The sequence below is a fragment of the Streptomyces sp. SAI-170 genome (assembly GCF_049739565.1).
In the GTDB taxonomy this organism is placed as follows: Bacteria; Actinomycetota; Actinomycetes; order Streptomycetales; family Streptomycetaceae; genus Streptomyces.
The window spans coordinates 8,246,339-8,259,943 of record NZ_JBMGQD010000001.1; the positions used below are offsets into that span (position 1 = coordinate 8,246,339).

The 13,605-nt window shown below is 72.0% G+C and carries 12 protein-coding genes; 11 read left to right on the forward strand and 1 reads right to left on the reverse strand.

Going from position 1 to position 13,605, the window contains the following annotated elements:
* Positions 1–205: 205 nt before the first annotated feature.
* The 11 genes from RKD23_RS37045 to RKD23_RS37095 all read left to right on the forward strand — a co-directional run bounded on the left by RKD23_RS37045 (position 206) and on the right by RKD23_RS37095 (position 12,654).
* A complete protein-coding gene (locus RKD23_RS37045; protein ID WP_424857733.1) occupies positions 206–850 on the forward strand; it encodes a TetR family transcriptional regulator in 645 nt (214 codons plus the stop codon).
* 20 nt (positions 851–870) lie between these two features.
* A complete protein-coding gene (locus tag RKD23_RS37050; RefSeq protein ID WP_424857734.1) occupies positions 871–2,082 on the forward strand; it encodes an acyltransferase family protein in 1,212 nt (403 codons plus the stop codon).
* 742 nt (positions 2,083–2,824) lie between these two features.
* Positions 2,825–4,288 (forward strand): radical SAM protein, encoded by a 1,464-nt coding sequence (locus tag RKD23_RS37055; RefSeq protein WP_424857735.1) that lies wholly within the window; start codon positions 2,825–2,827, stop codon positions 4,286–4,288.
* Between the two features lie 108 nt (positions 4,289–4,396).
* Positions 4,397–6,256 carry a carbamoyltransferase C-terminal domain-containing protein gene (locus RKD23_RS37060; RefSeq protein ID WP_424857736.1) on the forward strand — a complete coding sequence of 620 codons (1,860 nt, stop codon included), beginning with the start codon at positions 4,397–4,399 and terminating at the stop codon, positions 6,254–6,256.
* Positions 6,257–6,297: 41 nt separating this feature from the next.
* A complete protein-coding gene (locus tag RKD23_RS37065) occupies positions 6,298–7,215 on the forward strand; it encodes a phytanoyl-CoA dioxygenase family protein (protein WP_424857737.1) in 918 nt (305 codons plus the stop codon).
* Positions 7,208–8,491: an MFS transporter gene (locus tag RKD23_RS37070; RefSeq protein WP_424857738.1), complete on the forward strand. Its 1,284-nt coding sequence runs from the start codon at positions 7,208–7,210 to the stop codon at positions 8,489–8,491. The genes RKD23_RS37065 and RKD23_RS37070 overlap by 8 nt, the downstream gene beginning before the upstream one ends.
* 3 nt (positions 8,492–8,494) lie before the next feature.
* Positions 8,495–9,430, forward strand: coding sequence for an NAD(P)/FAD-dependent oxidoreductase (locus RKD23_RS37075; protein ID WP_424857739.1), 936 nt, complete (start codon positions 8,495–8,497; stop codon positions 9,428–9,430).
* A gap of 44 nt (positions 9,431–9,474) precedes the next feature.
* Positions 9,475–10,392, forward strand: a complete 918-nt coding sequence (locus tag RKD23_RS37080) for an Inducer of phenazine A (protein ID WP_424857740.1) — start codon at positions 9,475–9,477, stop codon at positions 10,390–10,392.
* Between the two features lie 10 nt (positions 10,393–10,402).
* On the forward strand, positions 10,403–10,624 hold the full coding sequence (locus RKD23_RS37085; RefSeq protein ID WP_424857741.1) for a hypothetical protein: 222 nt from the start codon (positions 10,403–10,405) through the stop codon (positions 10,622–10,624).
* A gap of 1 nt (position 10,625) precedes the next feature.
* Positions 10,626–12,494, forward strand: a complete 1,869-nt coding sequence (locus tag RKD23_RS37090; RefSeq protein WP_424857742.1) for a carbamoyltransferase family protein — start codon at positions 10,626–10,628, stop codon at positions 12,492–12,494.
* The gene (locus tag RKD23_RS37095) at positions 12,472–12,654 is read left to right on the forward strand and encodes a hypothetical protein (protein ID WP_424857743.1); all 183 of its coding nucleotides are present in this window, start codon (positions 12,472–12,474) and stop codon (positions 12,652–12,654) included. Before RKD23_RS37090 ends, RKD23_RS37095 begins: the two co-directional genes overlap by 23 nt.
* Before the next feature lie 8 nt (positions 12,655–12,662).
* Here the strand turns inward: RKD23_RS37095 and RKD23_RS37100 are convergent, their stop codons facing one another.
* Positions 12,663–13,289: a class I SAM-dependent methyltransferase gene (locus RKD23_RS37100; protein ID WP_424857744.1), complete on the reverse strand. Its 627-nt coding sequence runs from the start codon at positions 13,287–13,289 to the stop codon at positions 12,663–12,665.
* Between the last annotated feature and the right edge of the window lie 316 nt (positions 13,290–13,605).

Here is a 13,605-nt window from a genome sequence, read left to right on the forward strand (position 1 = left end):
TCGCTGGGCACCCGGCGGCGGCTCCACCGCCCGGTCGGCGGCCGTGGGCATCGCTGAAGTCGCTGACCGAAAGCGGTAGTTACTTGTCGGTCACATCGAGAGAGTAGGGTCGCGTGTCACTCAGTGACAAGATGTCGGAGAGTGCCATTTCCCGCGCTCTCGGTATGCTCCTGGCGACGGTCGGACAGGGGTGGTGGGGCGAGCGGTGCGCGATGCGGCACCTTCGGGCGAGGCGGCGACGGACCCGGCCTCCAGGCCGTCACTCGGCGAACGGCGCAGGAGCGCGCTGCGCCTGGACATCGCCAGGGAGGCCGTCCGCCTCTTCACCTCACAGGGCGTCACCGGTACGACGGGCGACCAGATCGCCCAGGCCGTCGGTATCTCCACGCGCACGCTGTGGCGCCACTTCCCCAGCAAGGAAGGGTGTGTACGACCCCTGCTGACGGCGGGCCTCGACCTCGCCGTCGACGCGCTGCGCCACTGGCCGCGCGAGACTCCGCTGCTGGGGTTCCTCACCGACGCCTGTCGGCACGGCACCCTGCCCACCGCCGACCCCGCCGTCCTCGACCTCATCCGCATGACCCGCACCGAGCCCTCGCTGCGCGCCGTATGGCTCCAGGCGCACGACGACGCCCTGCCCGTCCTCGCCGGCCTCCTCGCCGAGCGATCCGGCGCCGACGCCGGCGATCTGCGGGTGAGGGTGCACGCGGCCACCCTCAACGGTGCCCTGCGCGCGGCGGCCGAGGACTTCGCCCTGCGCTGCGAGGAGGACCCCGGCGCTTCGGACGGCGAACTCGCCTCGTGCCTGCACGCCGCCCTGCGCGCGGCCGCGGAAGGCCTGCCCTACTGATCCCCTTACGCTAAGCGTTCATGCGACCACTGTCCGCGTCCCCCGTGACTGGTCCCGCGCGGCTGGGCTGGCTGGACGCCCTGCGGGGCATCGCGGCACTCGTCGTCGCCTTCGACCACTCCTCGTACGTCTTCATGGCGGAGTTCAGGCGGGAGCTGCTGCCGGAGTTCAGCCTCAGCCGGTACGGCATCATGGTGTTCTTCCTGGTGAGCGGCTACATCATCCCCGCGTCGCTGCAACGTCACGGCTGCGTCCGGACGTTCTGGATCGTGCGGGTCTTCCGCATCTACCCGCTGTGGGCGGCGGTCGTTGCCGTCAGTCTCGTGCTGGGGCTGTGCGGGGTCGCGCAGATACGGGACCTCGGGGCGCAGAGCGGCGGGGCGGTGGCCGTCGCCCACCTCACCATGCTCCAGGAGCTGCTCGGGACGCCCAGTGTCCTGCTGGTCCTGTGGACGCTTTCCTACGAGATGGCCTTCTACCTGCTGGTCGTCGCCCTGTTCACCGTCCGGGTGCAGCAGCCCGCGGCGGTCGCCGTCACCCTGGCCGTGCTCGGCGCCGTCGGCACGACGGCCGGGGTGGTGCTCCAGGATTCCGCCCTGTCGGGCGTCACCGGGACCGGCCCGCTGATCGCATGCGGTGCGACCGCCATGGTGGTCGCCGTCTGCTGTGCGAGCGCCGCATCACGCAGACTTCGCGTGTTCGGGGGAGTGCTGGGCGGGGTTCTGGCGCTCGTCCTGGTGTTCAACGGCACGGTCCCTTTGTGGGAGGGCCTGATGATCCTCGCCGTGATGTTCCTCGGTACCGCCGTCCACCGGGCCGAGCACGGCCAGAGCACCTGGTGGTGCGCAGCGGGCACGGCGATGGTGGTGGTCGGCTGCGCCGTATGGAGTGCCTACCGGTACGGCGACGGGGACCTGTTCACGCGGCGCGGCTGGATCCTGGCGTTCCTGCTGGCCGTGCTCACCTTCGGCATCGGCCTGTCCTTGCGCCGCCGGCGTCTGCCGCGGCTGCTGACCGGGCTGGGAGTGATCAGCTACTCCGTCTACCTGGTCCACCCGGTCCTGCTGGCGGTGATCAGCGGCACGATCGCCCGGCGGTGGCAGGAGAACCTCGCACTGGAGGCGGCGTTCTTCGCCGTGCTGCTGCCCTTGTGCCTCCTGACGTACCGTCACATCGAAGCTCCGAGCCACGCATGGGGCCGCAAGCTGGGCCGCCGTGTTCAGCCTCCGTGAGGGGCCGGAAACAACCCCTTTGGCATAAGCGCGCTTTCGCACGCTTGATCAAAGCCTGAGTGGACAGATGTATGCGGCATGTAGGAAGTCGCGCGGCGGATATCGAATGATCGAAAAGGCCGGTCGGCCGCGTGAGAAACAGTCATTCCACCCTGGCCGGTTCGCGTCTTCATAGGCCTCTCCGTCTTCTGCTTCAGTAAGGCGCATTGTGTGCCGTACCCACCGAGGAGGGCCATATGGCCGAAGTCAGGAAGGTCGTCCGTCCCGTCAGCGCGTCGTCCCCCCGTCCGTGCGCGTTCGTGTCGCCGGACAAGGGCAACGCCCCGACGATCACGCCCGCGCGTCAGCAGGTGGAGACCGTCTCGACCTCCGCTGAGCAGCGGAAAGAGTGTGAGCCGGCCTAAGGGCTGAGCCACCCCGGGGCCCGCCCGTCGGCTGGGCCCCGGTGCCGTCGCGCGCCGGGCCGCGAGCTGTGAGCGAACCGCCCCCGCGGCCGTGCCGCCGGTGCGCGCCTTTCCCGACTTCCCCGACGCCGTGGTCGCGCTGCACCGCGTCGTGCCGTGCGCCCGTGGCCGCGTCGTCGGTCGCGCCGGAATTCGTGCCCCGCAGGGAGAAGGCTTCAGCCATGCAGAATTCGATGTACCAGTCCTCGCGCTACGTCCGCACTCTGCGTGCCGCGAACGATCAGGATTTCAGCTCATTCGGGGGTCGGCTCGACGCATATGCGGGCGACGAACGAACCATGGCCTTTCATTCACTCTTCGGAAATGCGCGGCTGATCGACCGGGACATCGTGGAACTGCTCCGGGAGGCCGCGGAGGGCATCAGCTGGGAGCGGCTGCGCGCACGCGTGGACGAGGACTCGCTGCGCGACCTCGTGGAGTCCCGCTTCCTGGTCGAGGCCGGGCACGACGAGGCCAGGGAGATCGACACCCTGCTGGAGAGCCGGCGTGACGTGCTCGGCAGCGGCGTGTTCCACTCCTCCATCCAGCTCGTCCTCACCAACGCCTGCAACTTCTCCTGTCGGGGCTGCTTCGCCTACAACTTCGACGGCGGCGTGGAGGAGCGCAACACCTCCGGCGAGTCGGTGAAACCCGGACCGGTCCTGGTCGAACTGCGCCGCTCGCGCGACGACGTCCCCGGCCGCGCGGACTCCGGCCCCACCCTCGCCCGCGGCGACTGGAACCACGGCTCGGACGAGAGCCGCAACCCCTCGATGCACATGTCGCGGGAGGTGGCCGAGAAGACCGTCAAGGAGGCCATCGCGTTACGCAAGGCCAACGGCGGCGGCCATCTGACCGTGTCGTTCTTCGGCGGCGAGCCCACCCTGGCGCGGGGCACCATCCTGCACGTCCTGCGCACCTTCGGCGACCGCCACGACGGGGTCACCCTCTCCTACGACCTGACCAGCAACGGCTCCCGCATCGACGACGAACTGCTGGCGGCGCTCGCCGAGCACCACGTCGACACCACCGTCTCCATCGACTACCTGGTCCCGGAGACCGGCGAGTTCCGCGGCGGCCAGCAGCAGCGCACCCCCTGGGCGGTGGTCCGCAAGGCGATCCTCGACATGAAGGCCGCGGGGGTCCCGGTCAGCATCACCTCCGTGCTCTCCCAGTACACCTGGGACAAGTGGGGCACCCCGCTCATCGACTTCGTCGCCGAGGCCGGCCTGGACGCCCTGGACGTCATCGTGTCCTTCCAGGCCAAGGAGTTCTTCCAGCAGCACAGCCCGCACGACGTGGCACAGCGGCTGCTGGCCGCCGTGGACTACGGACGCGAGCGCGGCGTCCAGCTGAGCGGCTACTGGTACCAGACCTTCCTGATGATCATCGACGAGGCCAAGTGGGCCGAGCAGGCCGACTACAAGACCTGCCCGGCCGTCGGCCGTCAGCTGTCCATCGAGCCCAACGGCAGCGTCTTCGCCTGCAAGGCCACCGCCCGCAAGCTGGGCTCCATCGACGACTGGCGCGGCATCTTCACCTCCCCCGCCTACCAGGACTACGGCATGCGTGCCTACACCAACGGCCCCGGCTGCCAGGGCTGTGAGCTGCAGGGCACCTGCTCGGGCGGGTCCGCCGGCGCGCTGGAGGAGGAGAACGGCTCGATCCAGGTGATGTCGCCCGGCTACTGCGCCTACATGCGCGAAGTGGTTCAGGGCCTGCTGGAGCGCCACCACACCCGCAGCCTCGCCACCCTGACCTGACCCCGGCCCCGACGAACTCCGTGACGGGCCGTCGCGCGCGCGGCGGCCCGCCGATCCACGACCCGGCTCCCGCGACCCAGGTCCGGGCCAGGAAGGGTGACTGGTTCCATGGCAACGATCGGAATGCACTTCGGCCACGACGCCGGGGCGGCGCTCACCGACGCGAGCGGCTACCGGGTGATCGAGGCGGAGCGCCGACTGGGCCTGCGCCATGTGTGCGGCGGCAACGGCGCCTTCCCGGCGGCCGCCGCCCAGTGGCTGGGCGAGCTGCGGGAGCGGGCGGCGAGCCCGGTGACGCGGATCGCCGTGGCCGACTGGTACACGCCGAGATGCCAGGTGCTGCCGCCCGCGCTGGTCGAACTGGTCAACGGCGACGCCCGCTGGGCGGCCCCGGGCGCCACCGGCCTGGCCGAGGCCGTGACCCGGGTCATCAAGCCGCTGGACTGGCCACTGGCCCAGGGCCTCGGCGACATCACCCTGACCGCGGTGCGCCACCACTACGCGCACGCCGCCCTGGCGTACTACACCTCCGGCGCGCGCAAGGCCCTGGTGCTGGCCCTGGACGGAACCGGCAACTACGCCGAGTGCGGCATGGTCTGCCTCGGCGACGGCGACCAGCTCACCCCGGTGATGTCCTTCGACAACCGCAGCGGCCCGCGCTTCGGCCTGGTCTTCGAGGCGCTGGCCCGCCGCGTCCACGGCAGCCAGTTCGACACCGGCAAACTGCTCGGGCTGACGGCCACCGGGGACACCGACGGCGCCCTGCTGCCGGTGCTGCGCGTCATGCTCGTACCCCAGGCCACCCGGCGTGCCGCACCGGACCTGTACGAGGTGCTGGCCGAGGACCTGCTCGCCGGGACCGCGCTGCGCTACGGCGACACGTGGTGGGAGTACGACCCGGTGAGCGGCGGGTATCTGGACGCCGGTCTCGCGGACTCCTCGGACGACGACGTCGTGCACTCCTTCAGCTCGGTGTTCCCCGACGAGATCCGCGCGGCGGACGGCCGTACCGTCCTGGTCGGCACCTCGCCCGACGACCGGGTCTGCCGGAATCTGGCGGCCACCCTGCAGAGCGCCGTGGAAGGCGACCTGGTCCGGCTGGTCACCGGGATCAGCCGCCGGTTCCCCAGCTACGCCACGCTCTGCTACGCGGGCGGCTGCGCGCTGAACATCACCGCCAACGCCCGCCTGGCCGAGTCCGGCCAGTTCACCCGGGTGTCCGTCCCGACCTGCTGCGACGACTCGGGGATCGCGCTGGGCGCGGCGCTGGCCGTCGCCGACCCGGCCGACCGCCCGGCGCTGCTGGGCCGTACGCGCTGGGCGCCACTGGCCTACGCCGGACCACCGTTGACGGGCCTGGAGGCGCTGGACGCCGACAGCACCACCCCGGCCGGACCCGGCTGGTCCACACAACGCGCCGCCGACGACGAGGAGTTCGTCGAGCGCGTCGCCGACCTGCTCGCCGACCGGCGGTGCGTGGCCTGGCTCGAGGGCGGCCTGGAGACCGGGCCGCGGGCCCTCGGCCACCGGTCGCTGCTGGTCTCCGCCCACTGGAGCGGCGCGCGCCGGTACGTCTCCGAGACGATCAAGCAGCGCGAGTGGTTCCGGCCGGTCGCGCCGATCTGCCCGGAGGAACTGGCCGACCAGTACTTCACCGGACCCGTGGACCACGCCGAGACGATGCTGTTCGCGGTGCGGGTCCGGCCCGACCGTGCCCGGCAGCTCGCCGAGGCGCGGCACATCGACGGCACCGCCCGGCTGCAGACCGTACGGCCCGATGTCCAGCCCCTGCTGCACCGGCTGTGCCACGCGGTCGCCGCGCGCACCGGCCTGCCGGTACTGATCAACACGAGCGCCAACGGCGGCGGACGCCCCATCCTCAACCGCCTCGACGAGGCACTGGAGTTGCTCACCGGCACCGAGCTGGACGCCGTGGCGCTGCCCGAACACCGCCTGATCGTCGAGTGACAAACCGCCCCGCCCCCAGCATCAGGACCTGGAGAGAGCTTGTGGCCGTCGTTCAACTGCGTGACATCGACAAGACCCAGCCGCTGCGCGTGCTGTCCCCCGCGGACTGGGAACAGTGGACCACCCAGGGGTATGTGATCGTCCGTCAGGCGGTGTCGCGGGAGACCGTGGCCGCCCTCGTCGAGGGTCTGTGCGCGTTCCTGGACATGCGCCTGGAGGACCCCACCACGTGGACCTCACCGCACACGGGCAACGACCGGCTGCCGGGCCACAGCGGTCTGGTCGAGATGTACAACCATCAGGCGCAGTGGGACGTCCGGCAGACCCCGCGGATCCACGGCGCCTTCGCGGACATCTGGGACCGCCCCGACCTGTGGGTCACCATCGACTTCGCCAACGTCAACCCGCCCAACACAGGGCCGCGCGCCTTCCACGGGTTCATCCACTGGGACGTGGACACCTCCACCGACCCGCTGCCGGTGAGCTGTCAGGCGGTGCTCTCGCTCACCGACGGCGACGAGGAGATCGGCGGCTTCCAGTGCGTGCCGGAGATCTTCACCGAGTGGGAGAAGTGGCTGAGCGAACAGCCCGCCGACCGGGACCCGTACGCACCCGACATCACCGGCTACTCCATCACCATGCCCCGGGTCGCACCTGGTGACCTGATCATCTTCAACAGCCTGCTGCCGCACGGGGTGCACCCGAACGTCTCGGACAGCCGGGTGCGCATGGCGCAGTACCTGACGATGGCGCCCGCCTGGGAGGAACACGCCGAACTGCGCGAGAGCCGGGTGCGGTTCTGGCGGGACCGGATTCCGCCGCATCCCCCGGAGGGCGGCGTACGCAAGGACGAGGCGCTGCTGTGGGGGCCGGCGCGGCTGAGCCCCCTGGGCGAGCGGCTGCTGGGCCTGCGCCGGTGGTCGGACGGCAGCGGGTCGGAAGGGAACGGTGTTGACTGACACCGCCCGGCCCGCGGCCGGACCCGACCGGCGCACGGACCTGGGCCGTCCGTTCCGCCTGCTGTGGGCCTCCACCGCCGCCTCCAACGCGGGCGACGGCATCGCCCGCACCCTGCTGCCGCTGCTGGTCGTGGCGCACCACCCCGACCCGGCGGCCGTCGCCGGGCTGACCACCGTCAACATGCTGCCCTGGCTGCTGTTCGCACTGCCCGCGGGCGTCCTGGTGGACCGCGTGGACCGGCGCCTGATCGTGCTCGGCAGCAACGTGGTGCGCGCCGCCGCCCTGCTCGCCGCGGCCCTGGTGCTGGCCGACGACCGCCCCCTGGCGCTGCTGTACGCGCTCGCGTTCGTGCTGGGGGTCGCGGAGACCCTCGCCGACACGGCGGCGCCCGCGATGCTGCCGCGGCTGGTGGACGAGCGGCAACTGGAGCGCGCCAACGGGCGGCTGTCGGCGACGCAGACGGTGCTCAACGAGATGGCCGGACCGCCCCTGGCGGGCCTGCTCGTCGGGCTGGCCTCCGCGGCGGCAATGGCGGCCGGCGGCACGATGTACGCGCTGGCCGCACTGCCGCTCCTCGGCCTCGCCCCACTCGTCCGCGCCGGCCGCCCGGAAGGCCCGAGCGGGGAGCGCGGCGGGATGCTGCGCGACATCCGGGCGGGCCTCGGCTTCGTCCTCGGCCACCGCACCCTGCGGCTCACCCTCGCGGCGAGCGCGCTGTACGGGCTGGTGTTCTCGGCGACGTTCTCCATGCTGGTGCTGCTGAGCGACCGCGCCCTGGGGCTGGACGGCACCGGGTACGGTCTGCTGCTCGCCGCGGGTTCGGTGGGCGCCGTCGCGGGCAGCTGGCTGGCACCCAGGGCCGCCGACCGGCTGACCACCGTACGACTGGCCCGATGGTCCCTGGTGGCGTCCGGGGCCTCGTACGCCGTGCTGGGTCTGGTGCGGCAGCCGGTGCTCGCCGCACTCGTGCTGGCCGTCAACGGCGTCTTCATGATGGGCTGGAACATCCCCGTGATGTCGCTGCGCCAGCGGCTCACCCCGGAAGAGCTCCAGGGCCGCGTGATGAGCGTGTCCCGGCTCTGCTCCTGGGGCTCCATGCCGGTCGGCGCCACCCTCGGCGGTCTGCTCGCCGCCACCCTGTCCGTGCCCGCCGTCTTCGTGGTGTGCGGAACCGTCCTCGCCCTCGGCGCGCTGCTGCTGCTCGCGACGCTGCACGAGGACCCCGTCCCGCCCGCCGGCACCTGTCCGCACGACGACCTTCTCGACAAGGGGTGACCTTTGGACGCACAGCTCTACGACACCGTGATCGTCGGCGGCGGCCCGGCCGGCCTCAACGGCGCCCTGTACCTGGGCCGTTCACGCCGCCGGGTGCTGCTGATCGACTCGGGGGACGCCCGCAACATGGCGGCCGGGGTCATGCACAACGTGCTCACCAACGACGGGGCCTCCATCGCGGACTTCCGTGCCCGCGCCCGCGCCCAACTCGCCGACTACGACGTGACGTTCCGCGACGACGAGGTGGTGTCGGCCGAGCCCGACGGCGACCGGGTGGCCGTCACCACCAAGGAGTCCGGCACCTTCCACGCCCGTACCCTGCTGTACGCGGCCGGGGTGCGCTCGGTGCTGCCCCCGGTCCGGGGCCTCGCGGAACTGTGGGGCAGGTCGGTGTTCGAGTGCCCGTACTGCCACGCCTGGGAGGTGCGCGAGCGCGGCTTCGCCGTGTACGGCGGCAACGAGCCCAGCGAGTGCCTGGCGGCGACCCTGACGGTGTGGTCGGACGAGATCACGTACCTCTCCGACGGGCGCAGGCTCCCGCAGGACGAGAAGGATCGGCTCGTCGCGGCGGGCGTGCCCGTCATAACCGACGGGGTCAGCGAGCTGAAGCCGCATCCCGAGGGGGTCGAGGTCGTCTTCGAGGACGGTCGGACCGGGCGGTACGGCGCCCTGTTCCTGCACCTGGAGACCGAGCCCCGGGTGGCCCCGCTGCGCCCCTGGCTGCACGCCCCGGACCTGGTGTCGGTGCAGACCGACGACCGCGGCCGCACCAGCCTGCCCCGGCTGTACGTGGCGGGCGACCTCGGCCGGAACATGCAGCAGGCCGCGATGGCCGCCGCCAGCGGCGGGCTGGCGGGCATGGCCATCAACGCCGACCTCATCCGGGAGGACCGCCCCGGCTCCCTGCCCGAGCCGCCGCCCCCGGCACCGGCCCGCTGAGCGCACGCCGTCCGACCCACCCACGCCACGGGAGACCCTTCGCGATGACCTCGCCCCGCGCCGAGTTCGCCCCGCACATGGAGCACTACACCTTCCTCCTGGAGGACCAGCCCTACCTGGGGTACTTCCAGTACGGCAACGAGAAGACCCCTGTCTCCACGACCGACCGGCACGGCTTCCGGGTGACGCCCGGCCCCGCAGGCCAGCGGGCCACGGTCGGCGACGACCGCCCCGACGGCACCGCGCGGGTGCTCGCGGGCAGCTCCGCGGTCTTCGGCGTGGGCGCCACCGGCGACGCCGCCACCATCTCCGCGCGGCTGTGGAACGCCCACGCACCCCGGCTGCCCTGGCTGAACATGTCCGGGCAGAGCCACAACTCGGCCCAGGAACTGCTTCTGTTCACCCTCTTCCTGCACGAGCTTCCGCCCGTCGAGGACATCGTGCTGCTGTCCGGCGTCAACAACCTGGTGCTCAGCCGGCTGCCGCAGGAGAAGCAGGGCCGGCACGGTGCGTTCTTCGACTGCGGACCCGCCCCCGACGTCGTACCACCGCCGGACCAGCGGGTCGCGCACGCAACAGAACTGACGCTGCGTCACCTCGGAGTGTGGAAGACCCTGGCGGACGGTCTCGGCGCCCGGCTGACCTTCGTACTGCAGCCGCTCGCGCCCTGGGTGCGCGAAGTGCCGCTGCCGCGCGAGCAGTTGCTCTTCGACGAGCTGGACGAGGTGTCCAACTTTCGCCGGTTCCACAACGACATCTCCACCATGGCGGTGGGCCGCGCCTACGCCGACCGGCTGGCGGCCGGGTGCGCCGGTCTGGAAGTGCCGTTCCTGGACATGAACGTGGCGCTGGGCGAGGCGGCCGGGCCCGAGGACTGGCTGTTCATCGACCGGGTGCACTGCACCGACCTGGGCTACGACCTCGTCGCCCGGCAACTGGCCGACCGTCTCGACCTGGTGTGAGGAGCCGTTGATGCCCGAGTCCCCGCACGACGAGGCCCACGACGACCGCGATCGGGCGCCCGTGTCGGCGGTGCGCCGCCTGGCCTCCAGGCTGCGCCGGGCGCACCGGCGAGGCCCCGCCACCGCCGCCCCGCCCGCCGACCTGCCGTCCGCCGACCTGCCGTCCGCCGACCCGCCGTCCGGTCTGCGCCCGCAGCCCGAGGACGACGCCTCCGTCTACCCGCTGTTCTGAGATGGCGCGTTCACCCGATGCCGCTGGTCCGAACGGCCCCGTCCTGGGCATCTCCGCCTACTACCACGACAGCGCCGCCGCCGTGGTGGCCGACGGCGTCCCCGTCGCGGCGGCGCAGGAGGAGCGGTTCACCCGCCGCCGGCACGACGCGGGCTTTCCCGCCCATGCCGTGGCCGCCTGTCTGCGCGAGGCCGGGCTGCGCCTGGACGAGCTGGCGGCGGTGGCCTTCTACGAGGACCCGGCGCTGAAGTTCCGCCGGGTGCTCGCGACTTGGCTGGCCACCGCCCCGCGTGGTTTCCCGGTGTTCCGCCGGGCCTGGCCCGAATGGGCCGGCTGGAAGCGGCGCGCCCTGGACGACGTCCGTGCACGGCTGCGGGAACTGGCGCCCGGACGGCCGCTTCCTCCGGTGGTCGCGCACCGGCACCACGCCTCGCACGCGGCGTCGGCGTACTTCCCGAGCCCTTACCCGTCGGCGGCGGTGCTGTGCGTGGACGGCGTGGGGGAGTGGGAGACCACCACGCTCTGGCACGGCCGGGGCACCGAGCTGGTCCCGCTCGCGCACCTGCGGTTCCCGCACTCGCTGGGCATGCTGTACTCGGCGTTCACGTACTACTGCGGCTTCAGGGTCGACTCGGGCGAGTACAAGCTGATGGGCCTCGCGCCCTACGGCGTGCCGCGGTACGCGCCGCTCATCCGGGAGCGGCTGATCGACGTCAAGCAGGACGGCTCGTTCCGGCTCGATCTGCGGTACTTCACCTTCCAGTACGGGCGGACCATGGTCGGCCGGGCCTTCGAGGAGCTGTTCGGCGGACCGCGCCGCGTCCCCGAAGGCCCGCTCACCCAGCGGGAGTTCGACCTGGCGGCGTCGGTGCAGCAGGTCACGGAAGAGGTGCTGCGACGGCTGGCCCGTACGGTGCTGGAGCGCACCGGGGAGCGCCGGCTGTGCCTGGCGGGCGGGGTGGCGCTGAACTGCGTCGCCAACGGGCGTCTCCTGGCGGACGGGGTGTGCGACGAGCTGTGGGTGCAGCCCGCGGCCGGGGACGCGGGCGGCGCGCTCGGCGCGGCCCTCGCCGAGTCGCACCGCAGGGGAGCGCCCCGCGCCCATGTGGACAGCGGCTCGGACGCGATGGCCGGCGCCCTGCTCGGACCCGCCTGCTCCGACCGGGAGATCGAGGACTTCCTGGCCGAGGCCGGCTGTCCGGCCGTACGGCTGCCGGAGCGGGAGCTGGTGGAACGCGTCGCGGCGGAGCTGGCGGCGGGCCGGGTGGTGGCCTGGTGCCACGGGCGGATGGAGTTCGGGCCGCGGGCGCTCGGCAACCGGTCGATCCTCGCCGACCCGCGCGATCCGGCGATGCAGTCCACGCTCAACCTCAAGACCAAGTTCCGGGAGTCCTTCCGGCCGTTCGCGCCCGCGGTGCTCGCCGGGGACGCCAAGGACTGGTTCGACCTGCCGCAGGAGAGCCCGTACATGCTGCTGACCGCGCAGGTCGCCGCGGCGCGACGGCGGGAGCCCGGGCCCGGGGACGAAGATGCTGCGGGCCTGGACCTGCTGCGCGTTCCGCGCTCCACGATCCCGGCGGTCGCCCATGTCGACGGCTCCGCGCGCGTGCAGACCGTGACGGCCGAGCACCATCCGCGCTTCCACGCGCTGCTCACCGCGTTCCGGGAGCGGACGGGCTGTCCGGTGCTCGTGAACACGTCGTTCAATGTGCGCGGGGAGCCGATCGTGCGGGACGCCCGGGAGGCGTACGCGTGTTTCATGCGCACCCGGATCGATCTGCTGGTCCTCGGCGACTACCTCCTGGACAAACGGGACCAGCCCGAGTGGCGGGAGGAGGGCGACTGGCGTGCCGCGATCCCGATGGACTGAGGGGCCTCGTCGACTGGCGCTCGCCGCACTGTACTTCGCGGTGGTCACCCCGGTCGGACTGGTTGTCCGCACGGTCCGCGATCCGCTGCGCCGTGCGTGGGACGCGCGCCGGCCGACCTATCTGGAGGCGTCCGAGCGCACCGACGGCCGTACGCGCTGACCGGCGGGTCAGCGTCCGGAGGGACTGCTCGCCACGGTGACGGCGACCCGGCGGGTGCCGAGGTCGAGGACGCGGGAGGCGGCCCCGGTGAAGCCGCATGCCGTCGCCCAGGCACTCGCGTCCTCGGCGGTGCGGGGGAGCGGCACATCGGGGGCGACGTGTCTGGCGAAGAGTTCCGAGGGGCGGAAATGGGTCGCCAGCGGCAGGGTGTAGCCCACCTTGCCGCCCGGGCGCAGGGCGCGCATCCAGTCCTGCGGGGCCCGACGGCCGAGAAAGTGCAGCGAGGAGGCGCAGAGCACGACGTCGAGGGAGTGATCGGGGACGGGCAGCGGCACGGCGTCGGCGACCCGCCAGTCGATCGCGGTGTCCGCGACCAGTCCGGCGGCGCGGTGACGGCCCGTGACGATCATGCCGGGCGACAGGTCGACGGCCAGGACGGCCGGCGCGGTGACCGGCCGGTGCCGGGCGAGCTCCAGGGCGACGGCACCCGCGCCGCACGCCACATCGGCGACCGTCTGCGCGGGGCCCGGGTCCACCCAGGCGATCAAGGCCCGCGCGATCTCCTCGTGATGTCCGTGGTCGTAGCCGGCGGCCAGCTCGTCGAAAGCTCCGGCCAGCGATGCGCTGTTGCTCACCGGGCCGATCGTAGCCCGGGGGAGACGAGGCGTCCGCCGCACGGGGCGCATCCGCGCTGGCCGACACCATAAATGCAGGCGCCTACCCACAACGGACGATCTGATGTTCAAACGTGAGGTAAATCACTTCAGAGTTCGAGGAGTCGAGCTCTGACTTGATCAACTAACGCTGTCTTTCGGCCTTTTTGACGCTCTGTAAGTTGCGCGTGAGCCGCCATGTTGATCAGGCGGCGTGTTGATTCACGTCTTCAGAATCGGAAACTTCATGAGAAACCACACGTTCGCGCCAAGATGGCGTGAACAGGCCTGGTTCGGA

Coding starts and splice junctions, on each gene's coding strand:
- RKD23_RS37090 (WP_424857742.1), top strand. CDS start 10,626: ATGGCGCGTTCACCCGATGCCGCTGGTCCGAACGGCCCCGTCCTGGGC.
- RKD23_RS37055 (WP_424857735.1), top strand. CDS start 2,825: ATGGCCTTTCATTCACTCTTCGGAAATGCGCGGCTGATCGACCGGGAC.
- RKD23_RS37085 (WP_424857741.1), top strand. CDS start 10,403: ATGCCCGAGTCCCCGCACGACGAGGCCCACGACGACCGCGATCGGGCG.
- RKD23_RS37080 (WP_424857740.1), top strand. CDS start 9,475: ATGACCTCGCCCCGCGCCGAGTTCGCCCCGCACATGGAGCACTACACC.
- RKD23_RS37050 (WP_424857734.1), top strand. CDS start 871: ATGCGACCACTGTCCGCGTCCCCCGTGACTGGTCCCGCGCGGCTGGGC.
- RKD23_RS37060 (WP_424857736.1), top strand. CDS start 4,397: ATGGCAACGATCGGAATGCACTTCGGCCACGACGCCGGGGCGGCGCTC.